12 protein-coding genes, 2 tRNA genes and 6 rRNA genes are annotated in these 26,041 nt (G+C 54.9%); 7 read left to right on the top strand and 13 right to left on the bottom strand.

The window, feature by feature from the left end; translation table 11 throughout:
* Position 1 precedes the first annotated feature (1 nt).
* The gene (locus tag MTP36_RS01615) at positions 2–1,618 is read left to right on the top strand and encodes a phospholipase D-like domain-containing protein (RefSeq protein ID WP_249253050.1); all 1,617 of its coding nucleotides are present in this window, start codon (positions 2–4) and stop codon (positions 1,616–1,618) included.
* Between the two features lie 50 nt (positions 1,619–1,668).
* On the opposite strand, the gene MTP36_RS01610 is transcribed toward MTP36_RS01615, so the two are convergent.
* The 6 genes from MTP36_RS01610 to MTP36_RS01585 form a co-directional block, all read right to left on the bottom strand.
* Complete coding sequence (locus MTP36_RS01610; protein WP_249253048.1) at positions 1,669–2,829, bottom strand: glycosyltransferase family 4 protein; 1,161 nt, start codon at positions 2,827–2,829, stop codon at positions 1,669–1,671.
* Between the two features lie 221 nt (positions 2,830–3,050).
* Positions 3,051–3,167 (bottom strand): 5S ribosomal RNA (gene rrf, locus MTP36_RS01605).
* Positions 3,168–3,293: 126 nt separating this feature from the next.
* A 23S ribosomal RNA gene (locus tag MTP36_RS01600) occupies positions 3,294–6,128 on the bottom strand.
* A gap of 205 nt (positions 6,129–6,333) precedes the next feature.
* Positions 6,334–6,410 (bottom strand) — tRNA-Ile (locus MTP36_RS01595).
* 3 nt (positions 6,411–6,413) lie between these two features.
* Positions 6,414–6,489 (bottom strand) — tRNA-Ala (locus MTP36_RS01590).
* Between the two features lie 126 nt (positions 6,490–6,615).
* Positions 6,616–8,126, bottom strand: a 16S ribosomal RNA gene (locus MTP36_RS01585).
* Together the 16S, 23S and 5S rRNA genes with 2 tRNA genes alongside form the textbook arrangement of a ribosomal RNA operon.
* 964 nt (positions 8,127–9,090) lie before the next feature.
* Here MTP36_RS01585 and nrdD point away from each other — a divergent pair.
* Both nrdD and nrdG read left to right on the top strand, forming a co-directional pair.
* Positions 9,091–11,262, top strand: a complete 2,172-nt coding sequence (gene nrdD / locus MTP36_RS01580; protein WP_097778421.1) for an anaerobic ribonucleoside-triphosphate reductase — start codon at positions 9,091–9,093, stop codon at positions 11,260–11,262.
* 88 nt (positions 11,263–11,350) lie between these two features.
* Complete coding sequence (gene nrdG, locus MTP36_RS01575; protein ID WP_055187051.1) at positions 11,351–11,908, top strand: anaerobic ribonucleoside-triphosphate reductase activating protein; 558 nt, start codon at positions 11,351–11,353, stop codon at positions 11,906–11,908.
* 177 nt (positions 11,909–12,085) lie between these two features.
* Here nrdG and MTP36_RS01570 read toward each other — a convergent pair whose 3' ends face one another.
* Positions 12,086–13,660, bottom strand: coding sequence for a RecQ family ATP-dependent DNA helicase (locus MTP36_RS01570; RefSeq protein WP_055187052.1), 1,575 nt, complete (start codon positions 13,658–13,660; stop codon positions 12,086–12,088).
* 248 nt (positions 13,661–13,908) lie between these two features.
* Between MTP36_RS01570 and MTP36_RS01565 the strand changes: the two genes are divergently transcribed.
* From MTP36_RS01565 to MTP36_RS01550, 4 genes are all read left to right on the top strand, one after another.
* The gene (locus tag MTP36_RS01565; RefSeq protein ID WP_249253046.1) at positions 13,909–14,937 is read left to right on the top strand and encodes a glycosyltransferase family 2 protein; all 1,029 of its coding nucleotides are present in this window, start codon (positions 13,909–13,911) and stop codon (positions 14,935–14,937) included.
* 473 nt (positions 14,938–15,410) lie between these two features.
* Positions 15,411–16,706 (top strand): cation:proton antiporter, encoded by a 1,296-nt coding sequence (locus tag MTP36_RS01560; protein WP_249253044.1) that lies wholly within the window; start codon positions 15,411–15,413, stop codon positions 16,704–16,706.
* A gap of 244 nt (positions 16,707–16,950) precedes the next feature.
* Positions 16,951–17,202: an AbrB/MazE/SpoVT family DNA-binding domain-containing protein gene (locus MTP36_RS01555; protein WP_118659051.1), complete on the top strand. Its 252-nt coding sequence runs from the start codon at positions 16,951–16,953 to the stop codon at positions 17,200–17,202.
* Between the two features lie 23 nt (positions 17,203–17,225).
* Positions 17,226–18,161 carry an alpha/beta fold hydrolase gene (locus tag MTP36_RS01550; protein WP_249253033.1) on the top strand — a complete coding sequence of 312 codons (936 nt, stop codon included), beginning with the start codon at positions 17,226–17,228 and terminating at the stop codon, positions 18,159–18,161.
* A 162-nt stretch (positions 18,162–18,323) separates the two neighbouring features.
* On the opposite strand, the gene MTP36_RS01545 is transcribed toward MTP36_RS01550, so the two are convergent.
* From MTP36_RS01545 to MTP36_RS01520, 6 genes are all read right to left on the bottom strand, one after another.
* Positions 18,324–19,271, bottom strand: a complete 948-nt coding sequence (locus MTP36_RS01545; protein WP_249253031.1) for a histidine kinase dimerization/phospho-acceptor domain-containing protein — start codon at positions 19,269–19,271, stop codon at positions 18,324–18,326.
* The gene (locus tag MTP36_RS01540) at positions 19,253–19,933 is read right to left on the bottom strand and encodes a response regulator transcription factor (protein WP_249253029.1); all 681 of its coding nucleotides are present in this window, start codon (positions 19,931–19,933) and stop codon (positions 19,253–19,255) included. The genes MTP36_RS01545 and MTP36_RS01540 overlap by 19 nt, the downstream gene beginning before the upstream one ends.
* A gap of 4 nt (positions 19,934–19,937) precedes the next feature.
* Entirely contained in the window at positions 19,938–20,801 is an 864-nt protein-coding gene (locus tag MTP36_RS01535) for a TraX family protein (RefSeq protein WP_249253027.1), read from the bottom strand.
* A 139-nt stretch (positions 20,802–20,940) separates the two neighbouring features.
* Positions 20,941–21,057: ribosomal RNA gene (rrf, locus tag MTP36_RS01530) — 5S ribosomal RNA — on the bottom strand.
* Positions 21,058–21,182: 125 nt separating this feature from the next.
* Positions 21,183–24,017: ribosomal RNA gene (locus tag MTP36_RS01525) — 23S ribosomal RNA — on the bottom strand.
* A gap of 270 nt (positions 24,018–24,287) precedes the next feature.
* Positions 24,288–25,798 (bottom strand): 16S ribosomal RNA (locus tag MTP36_RS01520).
* Positions 25,799–26,041: the final 243 nt, after the last annotated feature.

The following is a 26,041-nucleotide window of genomic DNA, read 5'->3' as shown; positions in this document are numbered from 1 at the left end:
AATGTCAAAAGAAACATTGCAGCGCACCATGAGAAGCAAGGTTCGGGTCTTTGAGGACGGCGGCATCCGTCTGCTCCGTAAAGGCCAGAAAGGGCTCATCCACGCCATCTTCAGCCGCTTTGGGCTGGTGCTGGTGCTGTTGGTGCTACAATTCGGGGCGCTGTTCAGCCTGATGCGCTGGTTCAGCGACCTGCTGCCCCACTACTTGGGCGGCACCTTGCTGGTCACCGCGGCCATGATGGTCTACCTGCTCAATCAGGACATGAACAACAGCGTGCGCATCCCGTGGCTGGTGGTCACGGCGCTTGCCCCGGTGCTGGGCGTGCTGCTGTTCTGCTACACCAAGGAGGATGTCGGTCACCGGATGCTCAAAAAGCGCCTGCTGGAGCTGGAGGGGCAGACCCGCAGTCAACTGCCGCAGAACAAAAAGACGGGCAAGGCGCTGGATGCAGACTGCCCCGGCGCGGCCTCTCTGGCGCAGTATCTGCGCGGACGGGGCGGCGGCTTCCCGGTGTACGAAAACACGCAGGTGACCTATTTCCCCAGCGGAGAAGCCAAGTTTGCTGCGCTGCTGCCCCAGCTGGAAAGCGCCACCCAGTACATTTTTCTGGAATACTTCATCATCGATGAGGGTCTGATGTGGGGGCGCATTCTGGAAATTCTGGCACGCAAGGCCGCGCAGGGCGTGGATGTGCGGGTAATGTATGACGGCACCTGCGAGTTCTCCACCCTGCCCCGGGACTACCCCAGACGGCTGGAGGCGTTGGGTATCCAGTGCAAGGTATTTGCGCCGGTCACACCCTTTGTTTCCACCCACTACAACTACCGCGACCACCGCAAGATCCTTGTCGTGGATGGTCGTGTGGGCTTTACCGGCGGCGTGAATCTGGCCGATGAGTACATCAACCACGTTGAAAAATACGGCCGCTGGAAGGACGCCGCGGTCATGCTGGAGGGCGAGGGTGTGCGCACCATGACCGCCCTGTTTTTGCAGATGTGGAGCATCCAGCGCGAGCCGGAGTTTGCGCAGTTTCTTACCCGGCCCCTCCCGGAAACGCAGGCCAACGGCTTTGTCATCCCCTACGGCGACTGCCCGCTGGACGGCGAGCGTGTAGGCGAGATGGTGTACATCGACCTGCTCAACCGCGCCCGGCACAGCGTACATATCATCACGCCCTACCTCATTCTGGACGGCGAGCTGGAGACCGCCCTGCGCTTTGCCGCAGAGCGCGGCGTGGATGTGCACCTGATTTTACCCGGCAAGCCGGACAAGTGGTTTGCTTATGCGCTGGCTAAGACCCATTACCTGCCACTGCTGTCCTCTGGTGTGAAGATCAGCGAGTGGGTGCCCGGCTTCACCCACGCCAAGGTGATGATCATGGACGGGCAGGAGGCGGTCGTGGGCACTATCAATCTGGACTACCGCAGTCTGTACCACCACTTTGAAAACGCGGTCTGGATGCGCGGTGTGGACTGTCTGCCTCGTATTGAGGCTGATTTTCAAGATACACTGGCACAGTGCCGCACGGTAGAGCCCACCCGCCAGAGCGTCTGGCAGGGCAAAAAGCTGCTGCATCTGGTGGGTATGATGCTCAAGTTCATCGCCCCGCTGATCTAAACGAAAAACGCCCCGGAAACGCTGTCAAACGTTTCCGGGGCGTTCTTTGCTTATGCTTTTGTGCCGACCAGCACTTTTTCTTTTTTCAGTGTGGAGGGCATCGCCGTCAGCGGATTGCCCACCACATGATGATAGACCTCCTCGTAACGATCCAGCATCACATCGTACTCAAAATTTGTATGGACGTACTCGATCTGTTGCTGCCGCATTGCGTCCGGGTACTCCTGTGCGCATTCTCGCTCCAGCGCCCGGGCAAGGTCGTCCGTATCCTCCGGCGTAAAGGCCGCGCCATAAATGTCGGTCACGACCGTATTCTCGGAGATATCGCTCACCAGACACCGTGCACCGATAGACAGCCCCTCCAGCAAAGATAGAGAAAGCCCCTCGGTGTGGCTGGGCAGAACGAACAGTCCACAGTTGCTGTAAAGCTCCTTCAGCGGGTCGCCCACCACATAGTCTGTCATGATGATATTGGGGTCATCCTGTGCCTGCTGCTGTACTGCTCTGCAATATTCGCTGTCATCCAGCGGGCCGACCAGTACAAGCTTTTTCCCCGTCTTGGCTTTGCGGTAGCCCTCCACCAGATCCATCGTGCCCTTTTCCGGCGAGATGCGCCCCACATACAGGATGTACTCTCCCTGCTTCAGCCCATATTTTTCCCGGATCAGACTGCAATCGTGCCTTTCATAAAAGCGGATAGCATTGGGGATCAGAATAGACGCGCGGTCATACTTCTGCAAAAAATAGTTCCACTCCGTCTCCGAAAGCACCACCAGATCATCCGCATATTTTGCGGCGATCTTCTCTCCCAGCTTCATGTAACGGCTTGCAAAGCCGCGCCACTTGTCCACCTTCCAGTTCAAACCGTGCACCGTACATACGGTGTGCTTGCCGAACAGTTTAGCGATCAGCAGCGGTACGCTGGGTCCGATGGCGTGGTAATGGATCACATCAAAACCCCGGAACAGCGCATCAAAAGTAGCCAGAAAAGAGTAGATCGTGGCATTCAGTGCAGGCTTTTGCAGGGTAAACACCCGCCGTGCGTGAACGCCGTCCACATCGTACACATTATGGTGCTTTTCCAAGCCGCGGTTATACACGGTAACGTCATAGCCGCGTTCCACCAGACTTCTGGCCAGCCCGCCGACCATGACCTCTACACCGCCCGAGCGACTTGGAAAATCCTTGTGCCCGATCATCGCCACCTTCACCGCAACTACTTCCTTTCATTTTGTAATACATCCTCGTCAAATCCCATTTTTCATCACAATAACATATTATTATTGTATCATAAGCATCCCTTAGCTGCAACTAATTCCTATAAAGTACTTTAACAAAATATGAATTTTCAATTATATCTTGCTTTATTTGTAGAAAATTCATATTCTATACGTAAAAAAAGCCCCGAGATTTCTCTCAGAGCTCTTTGTTAAGTCGGCGACTACCTATTTTCACAAGCCGTTTCCAGCTAACTATCTTCGGCACAAGTAAGCTTAACTTCTGTGTTCGGAATGGGAACAGGTGGAACCTTACCGTCATCGACACCGACCGATTTGACTGAATCAGTATAACACATTTCTGTGTTTCTGTCCAGTATTTCTTAGAAGGACGTGCCTTCAAAACTGAATAATCACTGCTAGCATTTTTTCGTTGACTTAAAAGTCTCAAGCGAATTGTGGTCAAGCCCTCGACCTATTAGTACATGCTTGCTGAATGGATCACTCCACTTACACATCATGCCTATCAACCTTGTAGTCTTCAAGGGGTCTTACTTGTTTGAAACAATGGGATATCTTATCTTTGGGTCGGCTTCACGCTTAGATGCTTTCAGCGTTTATCCGATCCGTACATAGTTGCCCAGCTATGCCCTTGGCAGAACAACTGGTGCGCCAGAGGTACGTCCGCTCCGGTCCTCTCGTACTAGGAACAGCTCCCATCAAATATCCTGCGCCCACGACAGATAGGGACCGAACTGTCTCACGACGTTCTGAACCCAGCTCGCGTACCGCTTTAATTGGCGAACAGCCAAACCCTTGGGACCGAATACAGCCCCAGGATGCGATGAGCCGACATCGAGGTGCCAAACCTCCCCGTCGATGTGGACTCTTGGGGGAGATCAGCCTGTTATCCCCAGGGTAACTTTTATCCGTTGAGCGATGGCATTTCCACTCACATACCACCGGATCACTAACTCCAACTTTCGTTACTGCTCGACCCGTCAGTCTCGCAGTTAGGCTCGCTTCTGCGTTTGCACTCTTTTGCTTGATTTCCGTTCAAGCTGAGCGAACCTTTGAACGCCTCCGTTACTCTTTAGGAGGCGACCGCCCCAGTCAAACTGCCCACCTAACAATGTCCCCCGCCTTGATTCAAAGGCGCAGGTTAGAATTCCAATATCGCAAGGATGGTATCCCAACGGCCACTCCACAAATGCCAAAGCACTTGTTTCCCTGTGTCCCATCTATCCTGTGCATGCAACATCGAAACCCAATATTAGGCTACAGTAAAGCTCCATGGGGTCTTTCCGTCTTGTCGCGGGTAACCGGCATCTTCACCGGTACTACAATTTCGCCGGGCGGGCTGTCGAGACAGTGCCCAAATCATTACGCCTTTCATGCGGGTCAGAACTTACCTGACAAGGAATTTCGCTACCTTAGGACCGTTATAGTTACGGCCGCCGTTCACTGGGGCTTCGATTCAATGCTTGCACATCTCCTCTTAACCTTCCAGCACCGGGCAGGCGTCAGCTCGTATACGTCATCTTTCGATTTAGCACAAACCTGTGTTTTTGGTAAACAGTTGCTTGGGCCGATTCTCTGCGGCTCCATCTCTGGAGCACCCCTTCTCCCGAAGTTACGGGGTCAATTTGCCGAGTTCCTTAACAACCCTTCTCCCGTTGGCCTTAGAATCTTCTTCCTACCTACCTGTGTCGGTTTGCGGTACGGGCACCGCAGAAATACACACAGCTTTTCTCGCCATCTTCCATCCCGGACTTCGGTACTAACTTCCCTCGATCGCTACCGGAACCAACACCCGGCTCCGAGACTTCAAATGTGTCCCTGTGTTTAACTCTTTTGGTGGTGACGGAATCTCTACCGTCTGTGCATCGGCTACGCCGTTAGGCCTCACCTTAGCTCCCGACTAACCTGGAGCGGACGAACCTTCCTCCAGAAACCTGAGGCTTTCGGCCATGCAGATTCTCACTGCATTCGCGCTACTCATTCCGGCATTCTCACTTCTATACACTCCACAGCCGCTTGCGCTACTGTTTCACCGCGTATACAACGCTCCCCTACCCAATACATTGCTGTATTGCCTAAGCTTCGGTGTCAGGTTTAGCCCCGTTAAATTCTCCGCGCAAAGACGCTCGACCAGTGAGCTATTACGCACTCTTTGAATGTGTGGCTGCTTCTGAGCCAACATCCTGGTTGTCTACGTATCTTCACATCGTTTTCCACTTAACCTGACTTTGGGACCTTAGCTGTAGATCTGGGCTGTTTCCCTTTTGACAATGACATTTATCTGACACTGTCTGACTCCCAAGCATCAATACTCTGGCATTCTGAGTTTGATAAGCTTCGCTAACCTCTCGGCCGCTAGGCTATTCAGTGCTTTACCTCCAGGTATCTAACTTGAGGCTAGTCCTAAAACTATTTCGGGGAGAACCAGCTATCTCCGGGTTCGATTGGAATTTCTCCGCTACCCACAGTTCATCCGCCGCCTTTTCAACGGAGGTCGGTTCGGTCCTCCATGGAATTTTACTTCCACTTCAACCTGACCATGGGTAGGTCACCCGGTTTCGGGCCCATTGTATGCAACTTAACGCCCTTTTCAAACTCGCTTTCGCTTCGGCTCCAGACCTTAAGTCCTTAACCTTGCTGCATACAATCGCTCGCCGGACCGTTCTACAAAAAGTACCCTATCACACTTTGACGTGCTCTAGGTGCTTGTAGGCACAGGGTTTCAGGTTCTTTTTCACTCCCCTCCCGGGGTGCTTTTCACCTTTCCTTCACAGTACTATACGCTATCGGTCACTGGGTAGTATTTAGGGTTGGAGGGTGGTCCCCCCGTATTCCGACCAGGTTTCACGTGTCTGGCCGTACTCTGGAACTCGCTCAGCTCTTGTCGTTTTCACCTACGTGGTTCTCACACTCTCTGACCGGCCTTCCCATGCCGTTCGGTTAACAACTTAAGTCCTAAATGCGGTCCGTACCCCGGAAGTATTTCTACTCCCGGTTTGCCCTCTTCCGCGTTCGCTCGCCACTACTTACGGAATCTCGTTTGATGTCTCTTCCTCGCCCTACTTAGATGTTTCAGTTCAGGCGGTTCCCTCGATATACCTATTTTTAAGTTCAGTATAACGTACCTGAGTATGAACCCAGGTGAGTTTCCTCATTCAGAAATCTCCGGATCAATGCTTATTTGCAGCTCCCCGAAGCTTATCGCAGCTTATCACGTCTTTCATCGGCTCCCAGTGCCAAGGCATTCGCCCTGCGCCCTTGTTCGCTTGACCTTTCAAACGTTCTCTTGGAACATTTGGTATCCTCTTGATTCTCTCTTGCCAACGAAGATTATTGTTACCCTTCCTTTTGAAATTGTAATATTTCTTAAAAAGAACTTACTATAATCTTTGTTTCGCAGTTATTATTCAGTTTTCAAGGTACGTCTTGGTGATGTCCCTCAAAGCCCGGTCTCCCGGAACTCTGACTTTCATCACATGGTGGGCCAAAATGGACTCGAACCATCGACCTCACGATTATCAGTCGTGTGCTCTAGCCAGCTGAGCTATTGGCCCATGTGGTGGAGATTAAGGGAATCGAACCCTTGACCCCCTGCTTGCAAAGCAGGTGCTCTCCCAGCTGAGCTAAACCCCCACATAAGGTTTTGAGTAACCCCTTTTCAGGGCCCTCAAAATCGAACAATATCTACTTAAACTTTAACTTGTCACCTGTTCCAATGACTGACCATCTTAGATGCTCTGTCATTGCCTGACTCCTTAGAAAGGAGGTGATCCAGCCGCAGGTTCTCCTACGGCTACCTTGTTACGACTTCACCCCAATCACCAGTTTTACCTTCGGCGGCGTCCTCCTTGCGGTTAGACTACCGACTTCGGGTCCCCCCGGCTCTCATGGTGTGACGGGCGGTGTGTACAAGGCCCGGGAACGTATTCACCGCAGCATGCTGATCTGCGATTACTAGCAATTCCGACTTCGTGCAGGCGAGTTGCAGCCTGCAGTCCGAACTGGGACGTTGTTTCTGAGTTTTGCTCCACCTCGCGGTCTTGCTTCTCTTTGTTTAACGCCATTGTAGTACGTGTGTAGCCCAAGTCATAAAGGGCATGATGATTTGACGTCATCCCCACCTTCCTCCGTTTTGTCAACGGCAGTCTGGCCAGAGTCCTCTTGCGTAGTAACTGACCATAAGGGTTGCGCTCGTTGCGGGACTTAACCCAACATCTCACGACACGAGCTGACGACAACCATGCACCACCTGTCTCTGCGTCCCGAAGGAAACACATATTTCTATGTGCGTCGCAGGATGTCAAGACTTGGTAAGGTTCTTCGCGTTGCGTCGAATTAAACCACATACTCCACTGCTTGTGCGGGCCCCCGTCAATTCCTTTGAGTTTCAACCTTGCGGTCGTACTCCCCAGGTGGATTACTTATTGTGTTAACTGCGGCACTGAAGGGGTCAATCCTCCAACACCTAGTAATCATCGTTTACAGTGTGGACTACCAGGGTATCTAATCCTGTTTGCTACCCACACTTTCGAGCCTCAGCGTCAGTTGGTGCCCAGTAGGCCGCCTTCGCCACTGGTGTTCCTCCCGATATCTACGCATTCCACCGCTACACCGGGAATTCCGCCTACCTCTGCACTACTCAAGAAAAACAGTTTTGAAAGCAGTTCATGGGTTGAGCCCATGGATTTCACTTCCAACTTGTCTTCCCGCCTGCGCTCCCTTTACACCCAGTAATTCCGGACAACGCTTGTGACCTACGTTTTACCGCGGCTGCTGGCACGTAGTTAGCCGTCACTTCCTTGTTGAGTACCGTCATTATCTTCCTCAACAACAGGAGTTTACAATCCGAAGACCTTCTTCCTCCACGCGGCGTCGCTGCATCAGGGTTTCCCCCATTGTGCAATATTCCCCACTGCTGCCTCCCGTAGGAGTCTGGGCCGTGTCTCAGTCCCAATGTGGCCGTTCAACCTCTCAGTCCGGCTACCGATCGTCGCCTTGGTGGGCCGTTACCTCACCAACTAGCTAATCGGACGCGAGGCCATCTCAAAGCGGATTGCTCCTTTTCCCTCTGCTCGATGCCGAGCCGTGGGCTTATGCGGTATTAGCAGTCGTTTCCAACTGTTGTCCCCCTCTTTGAGGCAGGTTCCTCACGCGTTACTCACCCGTTCGCCACTCGCTCGAGAAAGCAAGCTCTCTCTCGCTCGTTCGACTTGCATGTGTTAGGCGCGCCGCCAGCGTTCGTCCTGAGCCAGGATCAAACTCTTTATAAATGATATTTATCACTTAAAAGTGTTAAATCTTGTTTCGCTCAGCACGCAATCGCTTGCGTCCTGTGTGAATTACTTTTGTTTGGAATTGTTTACCGTGTTTTTCCAACACGAAAATAGGTTCCGTTACAAGTTCTTTCGATATTGTTCAATTTTCAAGGTCCTGTGCGCCGCAGCCTTAGCGGCTGACGACTTGATTATTTTACCACAGAAGTGGTTTTTTGTCAAGCACTTTTTTTGAGAAGCTTTTGAACTTTTCTGAACTTAAATCGCTCAGCAGTTTCTCGGTGCTAACCGGAACATTTGAACGTTCATTGGTTCTTTTCAAGGGCTTCCTGCTGAGCTTTCAGAAGTCATTCTTTTGTCTCAGCGCTTGGCGCTCAAGTATAATACCACACACCGGGGCGCTTGTCAACACTTTTTGACATCTTTTTTCCAATTTCTTTGCGGAGGGGGGGTTGGGGCAAAACTCCAACCGAAACGAACCCTCTCAGGCATCGCTGCGCGATGCCAGATTCCCCCTTTTGTCACTTGCGGTGACATTTTCCCCCGGCCGGGGGAAATCTGTCCTCTCGGGGGGATCTTTATTGGGCTGACCGGAAGATGCATAAAAGCTCCCCCTTTCGGGGGAGCTGGCGCGCAGCGCCTGAGAGGGTTCAACTCTATATTATTACATTATATAGGCAGTGTGAAACCCAGACAGGTATAGACTGTGGCTTATATTACCCGCCGGAAAGCGTACTGCGCTGTCAAGAGTTTCCGTGCAAAATTTTGTCCCGAAAAATATCTGCTATTTTTGGCGATTGCTACAAAACGCAAAATATAGTGGTATTTTGCTTGACTTGCCACTAGATAATGATAAAATAGAGTTACATTCAGTTTGTTGGATATCGTTGTGCGCAGACGGGTATCTCTTATGATAAGAGGTACCCGTTCACAATGCGCCTATATAGAAGGAGGAGAACCGATGAAGATCATCAAACGAAACGGTGCAGAAGTTCCTTTTGATATTACCAAGATCATCACCGCCGTTACCAAAGCCAGCGATTCTGTGGGCGGTCAGGCTCGTCTGAGCCGGGAGCAGATCACCCAGATCGCCGCAGCCGTTACCGACCAGTGCCAGCAGCTCAACCGCGCGGTCAGCGTGGAAGAAGTACAGGATCTGGTGGAGAACCAGCTGATGGACATTCAGGCGCACGATGTAGCACGCCACTATATCACCTACCGCTACGTCCAGAGCCTGAAGCGCCAGACCAACACCACTGACGAGCGTATCCTGAGCCTGATCGAGTGCCAGAACGAAGAGGTCAAGCAGGAGAACGCCAACAAGAACCCCACCGTCAACAGTGTGCAGCGCGACTATATGGCCGGCGAGATCTCCAAGGATCTGACCGCCCGTCTGCTGCTGGACCCGGAGATCGTAAAGGCGCATCAGGAGGGTCTGATCCACTTCCACGATTCCGACTATTTTGCCCAGCACATGCACAACTGCGATCTGGTGAACCTGGAAGATATGCTGCAGAACGGCACCGTTATTTCCGGCACCTATATTGAGAAGCCGCACAGCTTCTCCACTGCCTGCAACATTGCCACCCAGATCATTGCACAGGTAGCTTCCAACCAGTACGGCGGTCAGAGCATCAGCCTGACCCATCTGGCTCCCTTTGTGGACGTCTCCCGCAAGAAGATCGCCGCTGAGGTGGAGCTGGAGATGGAAGGGCTGGACGTCTCTGCCGAGCGCAAGAAGGAGATCGTGGAGCGCCGTCTGCGCAACGAGATCAACCGCGGCGTGCAGACCATCCAGTATCAGGTGGTCACCCTGATGACCACCAACGGTCAGGCACCCTTTATTACTGTATTCATGTATCTGGGCGAGGCCCGCAACCCGCAGGAAAAGGCCGACCTTGCCATCATTATTGAAGAGACCATCCGGCAGCGCTATCAGGGCGTGAAGAACGAGGCAGGCGTGTGGATCACCCCCGCCTTCCCCAAGCTGATCTATGTTCTGGAGGAGGACAACATCCGCCCCGGCGCTCCCTACTACTACCTGACCGAGCTGGCCGCCAAGTGCACCGCCAAGCGTATGGTGCCGGACTATATCTCGGAAAAGAAGATGCTGGAACTCAAGGTGGACAAGAATGGCGAGGGCCACTGCTACACCTGCATGGGCTGCCGCAGCTTCCTGACCCCCTATGTAGACCCCGAGACCGGCAAGCCCAAGTACTACGGCCGCTTCAATCAGGGCGTGGTCACCATCAATCTGGTGGACGTTGCCCTGAGCTCCGGCGGCAACTTTGAAAAGTTCTGGAAGATCTTTGACGAGCGTCTGGATCTGTGCCACCGGGCTTTGCAGGCACGCCATAAGCGGCTGCTGGGCACCCCCAGTGATGCTGCCCCCATTCTGTGGCAGTACGGCGCACTGGCACGCCTGAAGAAGGGCGAAAAGATCGACAAGCTGCTCTTCGGCGGCTATTCCACCATCAGTCTGGGCTATGCCGGCCTGTACGAATGCGTGAAGTATATGACCGGCAAGAGCCACACCGATGCCGGTGCCAAGCCCTTTGCATTAAGTGTGATGCAGCACATGAACGACAAGTGCAACGCGTGGAAGAAAGCCGAGAACATGGACTACTCCCTCTACGGCACCCCGCTGGAATCCACCACCTACAAGTTTGCCAAGTGCCTGCAAAAGCGCTTTGGCATCGTGAAGGGCATCACGGACAAGAACTATATCACCAACAGCTACCACGTCCATGTTTCCGAGCCCATCGACGCTTTTACCAAGCTGAAGTTTGAGGCCGACTTCCAGCGCCTGTCCCCGGGCGGTGCCATCAGCTATGTGGAAGTGCCCAACATGCAGGACAATCTGGAAGCCGTCATAAGCGTGCTGCAGTTCATCTACGACAACATCATGTACGCCGAGTTGAACACCAAGTCCGACTACTGTCAGGTGTGCGGCTACGATGGCGAGATCAAGATCGTGGAGGATGACGGCAAGCTGGTGTGGGAGTGCCCCAAGTGCGGCAACCGCGACCAGAACAAGCTGAACGTTGCCCGCCGCACCTGCGGTTATATCGGCACTCAGTTCTGGAACCAGGGACGCACGCAGGAGATCAAGGACCGCGTGCTGCATCTGTAAAAAACGCCAAAATTTATTTATGATTTATATTTGGAGCGGCCTTCAGGCCGCTCCAAATATCTTTTCAGCAAACGACAGGAACATGAGCATGAACTACGCAAACATCAAATATTACGATATCGCCAACGGCCCCGGGGTGCGCACCAGCGTTTTTGTGTCCGGCTGCCGCCACCACTGCCCGGGCTGCTTCAACGCCGTGGCATGGGACTTTGCCTACGGTCAGCCCTTTGATAAGACCGTGCGCAACGAGATATTCGCCTCCTGCCAGCCGGACTATATCGCCGGGCTCTCCCTGTTGGGCGGCGAACCCTTTGAGCCGGAAAACCAGCGGGAGCTGCTGCCCTTTGTACGCAACTTCAAGGCGCTGTACCCCGCCAAGACGGTGTGGTGCTACTCCGGCTACACTTGGGAACAGCTTACCGGCAAAGAGCCCAGTCCCGCGCGGTGCGAGGTGACCGACGAGCTGCTGGCACTGCTGGATGTGCTGGTGGACGGCAGATTCGTGCAGGCCGAGCACGACATCTCTCTGCGTTTCCGCGGCAGCCGCAACCAGCGCCTGCTGGATGTGCCCAAGTCCCTTGCCGCCGGGCAGCCCGTGTGGTGGGAGGACGAAAAGGTATTCGCCACCCATACCATGGAACGGTAAGCGGTGCTGAACTCCTTCTCGTGAAAATGCGTTTGTCGCGGCCCGCAGGCCGCGACAAACGCTCTATTAAAAATAATTCTTCCGCTGAATATGGCCAAAGCAACGCGGAGGCCATTCGAAATCGTCCCGCACTAAAAGAAGCCGCTGCACAGACTGTGCAGCGGCTTCTTTCTTTTCTCATTCCCGGCTGCCCACAGCGTCCTCGATGACGCGCAGGAAGGCATTGCCGTAGCGGGCGGCTTTCTTTTCGCCCACGCCGCTGATGTTCAGCAGCTCGTCGATGCTCATGGGCTTTTTCTCTGCCATCTCCCGCAGGGTGGCATCATTGAACACCATAAAGGCGGGCAGGTTCTGCTTGCCTGCCAAGCGCTTGCGCACCGCGTACAGGGCGTTGAGCAGCTTTTCGTCCGCTTCGCTCAGGCTGCCCGCGGCGGGCTTTGCGCGGCGTGGCTTTTCCAGCCGGTCGGCGCTTTGGGCGGCACGGCGGCGGGCGTATTCCACCTGCAACTGCGCTTCCTGCTCGGCGGCAAGGCAGCAGGAGCAGTTGCCGCACTTTTTGGGCGCTGCTTCTCCGAAGTATTGCAGCAGAAAGCCGCGCAGACAGTGCTGGGTGGTGGAGTAGAAGGTCATGTACTTGAGCCGCTCCTCTGCCTTGCGGGCGGCTTCGGCCTTTACATCCGCGGGCAGACCATTGTCGGCCTCCCGCTCCTTGTCGATGAAAAAGCGGATGGTGCGCACATCCGTGCCGGAATACAGCAGGGTGCATCGGGCGGGCTGACCGTCGCGCCCGGCACGCCCTGCCTCCTGATAATAGCTTTCCAGATCCTTTGGCATATTATAATGGATGACGAACCGCACGTTGGGCTTGTCGATGCCCATGCCAAAGGCATTGGTGGCCACCATCACCTGCACCCGGTCGTAGAGGAAATCGTCCTGATTCTGCCGCCGGGTGTCCGCGTCCAGCTTGGCGTGGTAGGCTGCCGCCCGGATGCTGCGGCTTTGCAGCAGCTGCACCGTCTCGTCTACCTGCCGGGTGGTGCTGCAATACACGATGCCCGCATGATTGCCCTCTTTGAGCACCAGTTCCAGCAGCTCCTTGGGCTTTTGGCTGGGCAGTGCCCGCCGGGTCTCGAAGTACAGGTTGGGGCGGTCGAAGCTGGTGGTCACCTCGTAGGGCGCTTGCAGCGCCAGATGGGTGCGGATATCCTCCCGCACATGGGCGGTGGCGGTGGCGGTGAATGCACCCATGACCGGGCGGCTGGGCAGGCTGTCCACAAATTCCTTGATGCGCAGATAGCTGGGGCGGAAATCCTGTCCCCACTGGCTGATGCAGTGCGCCTCGTCCACCGTGACCATGCTGATCTGCCGCTCCTGCGCGAACCGCTGGAAGCCCGGCATCTCCAGCCGCTCCGGTGCCACATAGATGATCTTGTACCAGCCCTCCCGGGCGCGGTGCAGCATCAGCGCCTTCTGGTTGTCGGTCAGGCTGTTGTTCAGAAAAGCCGCCGCCACGCCCGCCTGCACCAGCGCTCCCACCTGATCCTTCATCAGGCTGACCAGCGGGGACACCACGATGGTGATGCCCGGCAAAAGCAACGCCGGTACCTGATAGCAGATGGATTTGCCCGCGCCGGTGGGCATGACCGCCAGCACATCCTGCCCAGCCAGCAGGCGGCTGACGATCTCCTCCTGCCCGGGGCGGAAGCTGTCGTAGCCGAAAACTTTTTTCAGGATACTGTGCGGGTTTTCCATGGTCTCCTCCGTTATATAAGTAGGTGCGCTGACGCGCCAGTCGCTCAAAACCTTATCAGTATACCACAAAACCGATACTTTTGGCAGAAAAAAGCGTCACTTTGCGCAAAAATGTGCGATATCCACTCTTTCTGCCCGGGAAGGATAGCTTTTCAGGCGCGAAAATGCTATAATGAGAACACATATCTCCATGCCCCCCGCAGACTGCCCGGCATGGATCATGCAATGTAAAAAGGAGCATTTATAATATGCAGCAGAAACTTATCACCTTTGCCGTGCCCTGCTACAACTCGGCAGCCTATATGCGTCACTGCATCGAAACGCTGCTGAGCGCAGGCGAGCAGGCCGAGATCATTCTGGTGGACGATGGTTCCGTCAAGGATGACACCCCCGCCATCTGCGACGAGTACGCCGCAAAGTACCCCACCATCGTCAAGGCCATCCATCAGGAGAACGGCGGCCATGGCGAGGGCGTGAATCAGGGCATCCGCAACGCCACCGGCCTGTACTACAAGGTAGTAGACAGCGACGACTGGCTGGACACCGACGCCCTGAAGAAGGTGCTGGAGCGTCTGACCACACTGGTTGCCCGCGGCACCGCGCCGGATCTGATGATCTGCAACTATGTGTACGAGCATGTGGAGGACGGCACCAGCCATACCGTGCGCTATACCAACGTGTTCCCGCAGAACCGCCTGTTCGACTGGGTGCACGTCCGGCACTTCCGCCCGGATCAGAACCTGCTGATGCACTCGGTCATGTACCGCACCGAGGTGCTGCGCCAGTGCGGCATGGTGCTGCCCAAGCACACCTTCTATGTGGACAATATCTTTGTGTACCAGCCCCTGCCCTACGTCAAGAGCATGTACTATATGGATCTGGATCTGTACCGCTACTTCATCGGCCGCGCAGACCAGAGCGTGAACGAGAGCGTGATGATCGGCCGCGTGGATCAGCAGCTGCGGGTCACAAAGCACATGATCGACTGTCAGGATCTGGATGCGCTGAAGGATCAGAAGCGTCTGCGCGCCTACATGGTGCACTACCTGTCGGTGATGATGGCAGTCAGTGACATCTTTCTGCTGCTGGACGGCAGCGCCGAGGCACACGCCAAAAAGGCCGAGCTGTGGCAGTACCTCAAGGATCACGTTACCCCCGGCGTTTACCGCGCCGTGCGCGTGAACCTTGGCGGTCTGACCGACCTGCGCTTCCCCGGCGGCGACAAGGTGGTCGTAGCCACCTACCGCCAGCTGCGCAAGATCTTCAAGTTCAACTAAAAGCATCGTTTTCCCCCTGTCATCTTAAATGACGGGGGGATTTTTGTTTGAGGGAGCCCCTTCCGTCTGCTCCCGTTGGTCGCAGCCACCTTCCCCAAGGGGACGGCCGAACCCTCTCAGTCACGCCTGACGGCGTGCCAGCTCCCCCGAGGGGGGAGCTTTATCAGCGCTTACCGGCAGATGCGTAAAAGTTCCCCCTTCGGGGGAGCTGGCGCGGTAGCGCCTGAGAGGGTTGGCGTCCCCTTGGGGAATCTGCTGAGCGAAGCGAAGCTCAGAGGGGTAAACATATCTTTTCGTGCCAAAGTCTGTACGAAACGCGCGGGATGGTTGCTTTTCCTCCATTATTCCGGTATACTGGATACGTTTTCCCATTTTGACCCCGCACTGGATTTCACACAGGAGTTCGATACTTTTTTGACAAGGAGGAACCGAGTGCTGCGGCCTTTGGCTGCGCACCCAATACAAACCACATTATGGAACAAATGTTGATCTGTCTGTCCCTTGCCCTGATCGCCGGTCTGCTCATGTCACGCGCTGCTAAGGCCGTGCGTCTGCCCGCCGTTACCGCTTACCTGCTTACCGGCCTGCTGCTGGGCCCCTTCTTTCTGGGTCGGCTGGGGCTGAGCCGTTTCGGCTTTGGCTTTGGCAGCCTTGTTGCCGTGGAGGGCTACGGCGTCCTCACACAGGTGGCGCTGGGCTTTATCGCCTTCGTCATCGGCAACGAGTTCCGGCTCAGCGCCCTGAAGCACATGGGACGCCGCGCCGTGACCGTGGGCATTGCGCAGGCGGTGATCACCACCGCGCTGGTGGATATCGCCCTCGTTGCCCTGCACTTTGCCCGCCCGGACGCCATCTCGCTGGCCTCTGCCATCACGCTGGGCTCTATCGCCGCCGCTACCGCACCCGCTGCTACCCTGATGGTGGTCAAACAGTATAAGGCGGACGGCCCTTTAACCAAGCTTCTGCTGATGGTGGTCGCCATTGACGATGCCGTGGGTCTGGTGCTGTTCTCGGCCTCCTACGGCGTGGCAAACGCGCTGGAGCAAGGCCGCATCGACCCTGTGAGCGTGGTGCTGGAGCCGCTGCTGGAGATCGCGCTCTCGCTGGTGCTGGGCGCTGCCGCCGGTTATTTTCTGAACCTGCTGGAAGTCTACTTCCACTCCCGCTCCAAGCGCATGAGCCTGTCGGTGGCCTTTGTGCTGCTGACCGTGGGCTTGTCCATGACCAAATTCGAGATCAACGGCACCCGCTGCGGCTTCTCTCTGCTGCTGGTGTGCATGATGACCGGCACGGTGTTCTGCAATGTCTGCCCCACCTCGGACGAGCTGATGGATCGTCTGGACCGCTGGGTGTCCCCCATCAACATCCTGTTCTTCGTGCTGTCCGGCGCAGAACTGGATCTGACCATCCTTACCAACCCCATGGTGCTGCTCATCGGCGTGGTGTACATTGCGGCGCGCTCTGCCGGTAAGATCAGCGGCTCCTACCTGAGCTGCCGCGCCACCAGCTGCAGCCCCGCCATCCAGAAGTATCTGGGCATCACCCTGCTGCCGCAGGCCGGCGTGGCGCTGGGCATGGCTGCTACCGCTGCCGAGCTGTCGGACGGCCACATGGTACGCAACGTGGTGCTGTTCTCGGTGTTGGTGTACGAGCTGGTAGGCCCCACCCTGACCAAGCTCTCGCTGACCGCTGCCGGCGAGATCCGTCCCGAGGGTCGCACCAGCGCCCGCGTGGAGAACCAGCCCGAAGCCCCTGTGGAGCTGAGCTGAGACGGCGAAGAAGAATTATTTGTAATTTTGGGGTTCAGGAAAGCCTGTGGGCTTTCCTGAACCCCTTTTTTCACAGAGAGAATCTCTCCCACCTTTATGTGCAAAAGGTTGTTTTTTGTCGAATCAGCACGCAATCATTGACGAAAGCTGCTATTTTTTGTATACTAAGCTTATCGGCGCTGGCACAATTTTCCTATTGTGTCAGTGGTTGCTAAATAGGAATAGTGAAGGAGAATGACACATTATGAAAAGCACTGGCATCGTTCGCGGCATTGACTCGCTGGGACGGATCGTTCTGCCGAAGGAGCTGCGCACTAGTATGCACCTCGACACCGACACCAAATTGGAGATCTTTGTGGATGGGGACGCCATCGTCCTGAAAAAGTACCGTCCCTCCGGCAGCTGCGATTTCTGCGGAGAGGTGGACGAGCAGGCCATCCAGTTTGGCGGCTACTGCATCTGCACCGCCTGCCGTCGTAAGCTCAGCGCACTGTAACGCAGAAAGGAGGCCCCTTTCTCATGAGTCAGTTCATCGACTTTACCCTTCCCTCCACCGTGCCGGGGCGCACCCTGCACGGCTTTCGCTGCGTCCCGGAGGGGCAGGTGCGGGCGGTGCTGCAGCTGTCCCACGGCATGGTGGAGTACATCGACCGCTACCGCCCCTTGGCGGAATATCTGGCCGACCGGGGCATTCTGGTCACCGGCCACGACCATCTGGGGCACGGTGCGTCCATCCGCACCAAGGAGGACTATGGCTATTTTGCCGAGCCGGACGGCAACCGCGCCGTACTGGCCGACCTGCACGCCGTAACCGTGCTGACCAAGGAGCTGTACCCGAACCTGCCCTACTTTTTGCTGGGACACAGCATGGGCTCTTTCTACGCCCGGCAGTATCTGTGCGAGTATGGCCGGGAGCTGGACGGTGCCATCATCATGGGCACCGGCTTCCAGCCCAAGGCGCTGGTCAAGGTTGCCAAGACCCTTTGCCGGGTGCTGGCAGCCTTCCACGGCTGGCACTACCGCAGCAGCCTTGTGGCCAACCTTTCCTTTATGGGCTACAACAAGGGGCTGGAGGGCCGCACCACCCACGACTGGCTCAACCGCGATCAGGCTGAGGTGGACAAGTATCTGGCGGAGGAGCGCTGCACCTTCACCTTTACGCTGAACGCCTATTACAGTATGTTCAGCGGCATTCTGCGCCTGCACGACCCGGCTTTTCTGGCACGGATGCCCAAGGACCTGCCGCTGCTCTTCCTCTCCGGCGATGCCGACCCGGTGGGCGAGCAGGGCAAGGGCGTGCGCCGCGCCATCCAGAGCCTGAAGGACGCCGGTGTGCAGAACATTGAAAGCATCTTCTACCCCGGTGCCCGCCACGAGCTGTTGGTGGAGACCAACAAGTTGGAGGTTTTCGCGGACATTGCCGCTTGGTTGGACAAGCAGCTGGCAAAACAGTAAAACGAGCAAAGGGCTGCTGCACAAAACGTGCAGCAGCCCTTTAACGTGGAATAAGCATTTTTATGGAGCTTCCAGAACGCCTGCGGACGTTTGGGAAGCTCTTTTCATGGTTTTCGGAAACAAAATGCAGCGGAATTTGCTCCAATTCGTCTATTTCTGCCATCATTCTACATTCCGTTTATAGCGCAGCGGGGTCTGCACCTCGGCACGGATCTTGCCAAGATAGGTGCGGGTCTGCTCTGCGCCCTGCAAAATAGACTCCACCTGCGCTTTCTGCTCTGCGGTCAGGCCGTCATCCTCTGCCAGCAGCTCCGCGTTGCCCTCGATGATGGTCAGCGGCGTTTTCAGCTTGTGGGACAACTGAATGATCTGCTCCCGCTGCCGCTGCTCCATGGCCCACTGCTTCTGTAAGCTGCCGGTCAGGGCGTCGCCCATGGTCTGCAATGCCTGTAAAGTGCTCTCGTACTCCCGCACCTTCGCTCCGGAAAACACGGCGCTGTCCAGATCCTTCCGCGCCACCGCCTGCGCGGCGGCGGTCAGCTTTTCGGTCTCCCGGGTCAGGAAGCGCCCGGTCCTGTGGGTGCTCCACACCACCGCGCCTACCAACAGCAGAATGCCCAGAATACAGTGCACCGTCTGCATATCCGGCAGCACGCCCCGCAGCGCAGGGTCGGCGTAGGGCACGGCATAGTCAAATTGCAGCAGACAGACCGTTCCGTCCTGCAATTTTGACGTCATATAATACTGCGTGTAGCCAAAATGCCAGCGGGTTTTCCCCTGCCGGTTCTCCATTGCCCGCTGCAAGTGCCCGGCATCCATGTTGGTGGCCAGCACCTCGCTGCTGTCCGGCGCGGCAAACAGGGCGTACCGGCACAAGGAGTCCAGCTGCGTCTCGTCAAAGGTGGCGGCGGTCATGCCCGGTAAAACGTCCTGTGCGGCTTTCTGACAGGCCTGTGCAGCTTGATTCGCGGGAAGAAACAGCCCGCCGTTCTGGATCCACAGCATCAGCCCCAGCAGCCACCCCACCGCGACCAGCAGGCAGGCCAGCGCCGTGCGCACCAGATATTGCAGCAGCACGCTGCGCAGAGAGGTCAGTCTTCGCTTTTCCATCGGTACCCCACGCCCCACACGGTATTGAGCAGCTTTTCCGGCTCCGGCACGCCCGCCGCCCGCAGCTTTGCCCGGATATTTTTGATGTGCTGTGTCACGGCAGTGTCGTCCGCAGTGCCGTCAATACCAAAAACCGCTTCGTAAATTTGCTCCTTGGTAAAAGTCTGCCCTGCGTGCAGCGCCAGATACTCGCAGATGGCATACTCCGAGCGGGTCAGCGGCAGCACCTTCCCCTCCACCGCCGCGCTCCGGGCGGTCAGGTCAAAGGCTACGCCGCTGCGCACCATCCGGTGCGCCGGGGTGCGGCTCTGCCGCCGCAGATGTGCCGCCACCCGCGCCCGCAGCTCAGCCACCCGGAAGGGCTTGGACAAAAAGTCATCTGCCCCGATGCCCAGCCCCTCCAACACAGCAGCCTCGTCGGTGCGGGCACTCAGAAACAGGATGGGCACTTCGGTCAGGCTGCGGATGCGCCGACAGACCGCAAAGCCGTCCTCCCCGGGCATCATCACGTCCAGCAGGATGCAGTCTGCCCAGCGGCAAAGCGCCTCGGTCAGATCTCTGCCCGCCTGCCGCGTTTCTACCCGGTGGCCGTCCCGCTCCAAAGTGGTGCGGATCAGCTTGCAGAGTTCCAGATTGTCATCCACTGCCAGAATGTTTGCCACAAGATCACCTCAACACGTTATAAACAAGGCAGGATGCCCCATACAGCAGATACACATGGGCGGGGTAGAACCAGTAGAACAGCTGCTTGTGCCCGCTGCCGCGCTGCCCGTTGTACAGCAGCATCAGCAGCACCGCCGCCACCCCGAACCACTCGTAGTTGTCGGTGAACATCTGCGTCCAGACAAAACCCTCCTGTCGGCAAGCCATCCCAAAGGTCAGCGCAAAGTCACACAGGAAAATCACCAGTGCCCATACCGTCAGCTGCACTTTGCGCCGCCCCCGCAGGGCATACAGCAGCACGCCGCCCAGCAGAAAACTCCAGCTGCCATCCGTGATGGCTGTCCACATGGGCAGCGGGCTGGTGATAACAAACGCCACGATCGTCGAAGCAATGGGCATCTCCTGTACCCCGGGGAAAAGCAGCAGAAATACTACCACCACATACGGCCAGCACAGAACGGCAGCAATGGCGCCAATGCCCTTTGCGAATTTTTTCTCCCGCAGCCAGTCGATGCCCTGCCAGACGATGCACAGCAGCGCAAGGTCCTGAAAAATAGCATTCAGCGGATAGAAGCCATCCCCGCGCCGGAAGGCTTTGGCATAAATCATAAAGAATTCCAGCGCCGCCATGGCTGCACCGATAGCCCAGATGCGGACAAAATACCGCTTGCGGTCATGGGTGTGGGCAAAGCCCTCCACCGTGCAGAACAGAAACAGCGGCGCACTGAGCCGCCCCAGCATACTGAACACCGTCGGGATACAGCCGGTGAACTCGAAGAAATAATGAATGTGGTCCAGCACCATCAGCGCCAGTGCAATGGTCTTGAGCTGGGTACCGTCCAGCCCTTTTTTCGTTAATTTGTCCATATAGACTCTCCTTTCCTTGTGCATTCAGTGTAACAGGAAAATCTGTAGAAAGTATAAGGTTCTGCCTTTTATGATACTATTTTTTGTCCCGAAACGCAACAAAAAAGCCCTGAGACTTTCATCTCAGAGCTTTCAGTTAAGTCGGCGACTACCTATTTTCACAAGCCGTTTCCAGCTAACTATCTTCGGCACAAGTAAGCTTAACTTCTGTGTTCGGAATGGGAACAGGTGGAACCTTACCGTCATCGACACCGACCGATTTGACTGAATCAGTATAACACATTTCTGCGTATCTGTCCAGTATTTTTAGAAGGACGTGCCTTCAAAACTGAATAATCACTGCTGACATTTTTTCGTTGACTTAAAAGTCTCAAGCGAATTGTGGTCAAGCCCTCGACCTATTAGTACATGCTTGCTGAATGGATCACTCCACTTACACATCATGCCTATCAACCTTGTAGTCTTCAAGGGGTCTTACTTGTTTGAAACAATGGGATATCTTATCTTTGGGTCGGCTTCACGCTTAGATGCTTTCAGCGTTTATCCGATCCGTACATAGTTGCCCAGCTATGCCCTTGGCAGAACAACTGGTGCGCCAGAGGTACGTCCGCTCCGGTCCTCTCGTACTAGGAACAGCTCCCATCAAATATCCTGCGCCCACGACAGATAGGGACCGAACTGTCTCACGACGTTCTGAACCCAGCTCGCGTACCGCTTTAATTGGCGAACAGCCAAACCCTTGGGACCGAATACAGCCCCAGGATGCGATGAGCCGACATCGAGGTGCCAAACCTCCCCGTCGATGTGGACTCTTGGGGGAGATCAGCCTGTTATCCCCAGGGTAACTTTTATCCGTTGAGCGATGGCATTTCCACTCACATACCACCGGATCACTAACTCCAACTTTCGTTACTGCTCGACCCGTCAGTCTCGCAGTTAGGCTCGCTTCTGCGTTTGCACTCTTTTGCTTGATTTCCGTTCAAGCTGAGCGAACCTTTGAACGCCTCCGTTACTCTTTAGGAGGCGACCGCCCCAGTCAAACTGCCCACCTAACAATGTCCCCCGCCTTGATTCAAAGGCGCAGGTTAGAATTCCAATATCGCAAGGATGGTATCCCAACGGCCACTCCACAAATGCCAAAGCACTTGTTTCCCTGTGTCCCATCTATCCTGTGCATGCAACATCGAAACCCAATATTAGGCTACAGTAAAGCTCCATGGGGTCTTTCCGTCTTGTCGCGGGTAACCGGCATCTTCACCGGTACTACAATTTCGCCGGGCGGGCTGTCGAGACAGTGCCCAAATCATTACGCCTTTCATGCGGGTCAGAACTTACCTGACAAGGAATTTCGCTACCTTAGGACCGTTATAGTTACGGCCGCCGTTCACTGGGGCTTCGATTCAATGCTTGCACATCTCCTCTTAACCTTCCAGCACCGGGCAGGCGTCAGCTCGTATACGTCATCTTTCGATTTAGCACAAACCTGTGTTTTTGGTAAACAGTTGCTTGGGCCGATTCTCTGCGGCTCCATCTCTGGAGCACCCCTTCTCCCGAAGTTACGGGGTCAATTTGCCGAGTTCCTTAACAACCCTTCTCCCGTTGGCCTTAGAATCTTCTTCCTACCTACCTGTGTCGGTTTGCGGTACGGGCACCGCAGAAATACACACAGCTTTTCTCGCCATCTTCCATCCCGGACTTCGGTACTAACTTCCCTCGATCGCTACCGGAACCAACACCCGGCTCCGAGACTTCAAATGTGTCCCTGTGTTTAACTCTTTTGGTGGTGACGGAATCTCTACCGTCTGTGCATCGGCTACGCCGTTAGGCCTCACCTTAGCTCCCGACTAACCTGGAGCGGACGAACCTTCCTCCAGAAACCTGAGGCTTTCGGCCATGCAGATTCTCACTGCATTCGCGCTACTCATTCCGGCATTCTCACTTCTATACACTCCACAGCCGCTTGCGCTACTGTTTCACCGCGTATACAACGCTCCCCTACCCAATACATTGCTGTATTGCCTAAGCTTCGGTGTCAGGTTTAGCCCCGTTAAATTCTCCGCGCAAAGACGCTCGACCAGTGAGCTATTACGCACTCTTTGAATGTGTGGCTGCTTCTGAGCCAACATCCTGGTTGTCTACGTATCTTCACATCGTTTTCCACTTAACCTGACTTTGGGACCTTAGCTGTAGATCTGGGCTGTTTCCCTTTTGACAATGACATTTATCTGACACTGTCTGACTCCCAAGCATCAATACTCTGGCATTCTGAGTTTGATAAGCTTCGCTAACCTCTCGGCCGCTAGGCTATTCAGTGCTTTACCTCCAGGTATCTAACTTGAGGCTAGTCCTAAAACTATTTCGGGGAGAACCAGCTATCTCCGGGTTCGATTGGAATTTCTCCGCTACCCACAGTTCATCCGCCGCCTTTTCAACGGAGGTCGGTTCGGTCCTCCATGGAATTTTACTTCCACTTCAACCTGACCATGGGTAGGTCACCCGGTTTCGGGCCCATTGTATGCAACTTAACGCCCTTTTCAAACTCGCTTTCGCTTCGGCTCCAGACCTTAAGTCCTTAACCTTGCTGCATACAATCGCTCGCCGGACCGTTCTACAAAAAGTACCCTATCACACTTTGACGTGCTCTAGGTGCTTGTAGGCACAGGGTTTCAGGTTCTTTTTCACTCCCCTCCCGGGGTGCTTTTCACCTTTCCTTCACAGTACTATACGCTATCGGTCACTGGGTAGTATTTAGGGTTGGAGGGTGGTCCCCCCGTATTCCGACCAGGTTTCACGTGTCTGGCCGTACTCTGGAACTCGCTCAGCTCTTGTCGTTTTCACCTACGTGGTTCTCACACTCTCTGACCGGCCTTCCCATGCCGTTCGGTTAACAACTTAAGTCCTAAATGCGGTCCGTACCCCGGAAGTATTTCTACTCCCGGTTTGCCCTCTTCCGCGTTCGCTCGCCACTACTTACGGAATCTCGTTTGATGTCTCTTCCTCGCCCTACTTAGATGTTTCAGTTCAGGCGGTTCCCTCGATATACCTATTTTTAAGTTCAGTATAACGTACCTGAGTATGAACCCAGGTGAGTTTCCTCATTCAGAAATCTCCGGATCAATGCTTATTTGCAGCTCCCCGAAGCTTATCGCAGCTTATCACGTCTTTCATCGGCTCCCAGTGCCAAGGCATTCGCCCTGCGCCCTTGTTCGCTTGACCTTTCAAACGTTCTCTTGGAACATTTGGTATCCTCTTGATTCTCTCTTGCCAACGAAGATTATTGTTACCCTTCCTTTTGAAATTGTAATATTTCTTAAAAAAGAACTTACTATAATCTTTGTTTCGCAGTTATTATTCAGTTTTCAAGGTACGTCTTTGAGTGTCCTTTTCAGGGCCCTCAAAATCGAACAATATCTACTTAAACTTTAACTTGTCACCTGTTCCAATGACCGACCATCTTAGATGCTCTGTCATTGCCTGACTCCTTAGAAAGGAGGTGATCCAGCCGCAGGTTCTCCTACGGCTACCTTGTTACGACTTCACCCCAATCACCAGTTTTACCTTCGGCGGCGTCCTCCTTGCGGTTAGACTACCGACTTCGGGTCCCCCCGGCTCTCATGGTGTGACGGGCGGTGTGTACAAGGCCCGGGAACGTATTCACCGCAGCATGCTGATCTGCGATTACTAGCAATTCCGACTTCGTGCAGGCGAGTTGCAGCCTGCAGTCCGAACTGGGACGTTGTTTCTGAGTTTTGCTCCACCTCGCGGTCTTGCTTCTCTTTGTTTAACGCCATTGTAGTACGTGTGTAGCCCAAGTCATAAAGGGCATGATGATTTGACGTCATCCCCACCTTCCTCCGTTTTGTCAACGGCAGTCTGGCCAGAGTCCTCTTGCGTAGTAACTGACCATAAGGGTTGCGCTCGTTGCGGGACTTAACCCAACATCTCACGACACGAGCTGACGACAACCATGCACCACCTGTCTCTGCGTCCCGAAGGAAACACATATTTCTATGTGCGTCGCAGGATGTCAAGACTTGGTAAGGTTCTTCGCGTTGCGTCGAATTAAACCACATACTCCACTGCTTGTGCGGGCCCCCGTCAATTCCTTTGAGTTTCAACCTTGCGGTCGTACTCCCCAGGTGGATTACTTATTGTGTTAACTGCGGCACTGAAGGGGTCAATCCTCCAACACCTAGTAATCATCGTTTACAGTGTGGACTACCAGGGTATCTAATCCTGTTTGCTACCCACACTTTCGAGCCTCAGCGTCAGTTGGTGCCCAGTAGGCCGCCTTCGCCACTGGTGTTCCTCCCGATATCTACGCATTCCACCGCTACACCGGGAATTCCGCCTACCTCTGCACTACTCAAGAAAAACAGTTTTGAAAGCAGTTCATGGGTTGAGCCCATGGATTTCACTTCCAACTTGTCTTCCCGCCTGCGCTCCCTTTACACCCAGTAATTCCGGACAACGCTTGTGACCTACGTTTTACCGCGGCTGCTGGCACGTAGTTAGCCGTCACTTCCTTGTTGAGTACCGTCATTATCTTCCTCAACAACAGGAGTTTACAATCCGAAGACCTTCTTCCTCCACGCGGCGTCGCTGCATCAGGGTTTCCCCCATTGTGCAATATTCCCCACTGCTGCCTCCCGTAGGAGTCTGGGCCGTGTCTCAGTCCCAATGTGGCCGTTCAACCTCTCAGTCCGGCTACCGATCGTCGCCTTGGTGGGCCGTTACCTCACCAACTAGCTAATCGGACGCGAGGCCATCTCAAAGCGGATTGCTCCTTTTCCCTCTGTGCCATGCGGCACCGTGGGCTTATGCGGTATTAGCAGTCGTTTCCAACTGTTGTCCCCCTCTTTGAGGCAGGTTCCTCACGCGTTACTCACCCGTTCGCCACTCGCTCGAGAAAGCAAGCTCTCTCTCGCTCGTTCGACTTGCATGTGTTAGGCGCGCCGCCAGCGTTCGTCCTGAGCCAGGATCAAACTCTTTATAAATGATATTTATCACTTAAAAGTGTTGAATCTTGTTTCGCTCAGCACGCAATCGCTTGCGTCCTGTGTGAATTACTTTTGTTTGGAATTGTTTACCGTGTTTTTCCAACACGAAAATAGGTTCCGTTACAAGTTCTTTCGATATTGTTCAATTTTCAAGGTCCTGTGCGCCACAGCCTTAGCGGCTGAAAGCTTAGTTATTTTACCACAGAAGCGGTTTTTTTGTCAAGCACTTTTTGAGAAGCT

The organism is Faecalibacterium sp. I4-1-79 (assembly GCF_023347235.1).
GTDB lineage: Bacteria > Bacillota > Clostridia > Oscillospirales > Ruminococcaceae > Faecalibacterium > Faecalibacterium tardum.
The sequence above is the reverse complement of the archived record's forward strand: the minus strand, read 5'-3'. Positions and strand labels throughout refer to the sequence as shown.

Bases quoted from the DNA above. Each gene is read 5' to 3' on its own strand.
- MTP36_RS01560 (WP_249253044.1), top strand. From the start codon at position 15,411: ATGGAACAAATGTTGATCTGTCTGTCCCTTGCCCTGATCGCCGGTCTG.
- MTP36_RS01565 (WP_249253046.1), top strand. From the start codon at position 13,909: ATGCAGCAGAAACTTATCACCTTTGCCGTGCCCTGCTACAACTCGGCA.
- MTP36_RS01570 (WP_055187052.1), bottom strand. From the start codon at position 13,660: ATGGAAAACCCGCACAGTATCCTGAAAAAAGTTTTCGGCTACGACAGC.
- MTP36_RS01615 (WP_249253050.1), top strand. From the start codon at position 2: ATGTCAAAAGAAACATTGCAGCGCACCATGAGAAGCAAGGTTCGGGTC.
- MTP36_RS01545 (WP_249253031.1), bottom strand. From the start codon at position 19,271: ATGGAAAAGCGAAGACTGACCTCTCTGCGCAGCGTGCTGCTGCAATAT.
- MTP36_RS01555 (WP_118659051.1), top strand. From the start codon at position 16,951: ATGAAAAGCACTGGCATCGTTCGCGGCATTGACTCGCTGGGACGGATC.
- nrdD (WP_097778421.1), top strand. From the start codon at position 9,091: ATGAAGATCATCAAACGAAACGGTGCAGAAGTTCCTTTTGATATTACC.
- nrdG (WP_055187051.1), top strand. From the start codon at position 11,351: ATGAACTACGCAAACATCAAATATTACGATATCGCCAACGGCCCCGGG.
- MTP36_RS01550 (WP_249253033.1), top strand. From the start codon at position 17,226: ATGAGTCAGTTCATCGACTTTACCCTTCCCTCCACCGTGCCGGGGCGC.
- MTP36_RS01535 (WP_249253027.1), bottom strand. From the start codon at position 20,801: ATGGACAAATTAACGAAAAAAGGGCTGGACGGTACCCAGCTCAAGACC.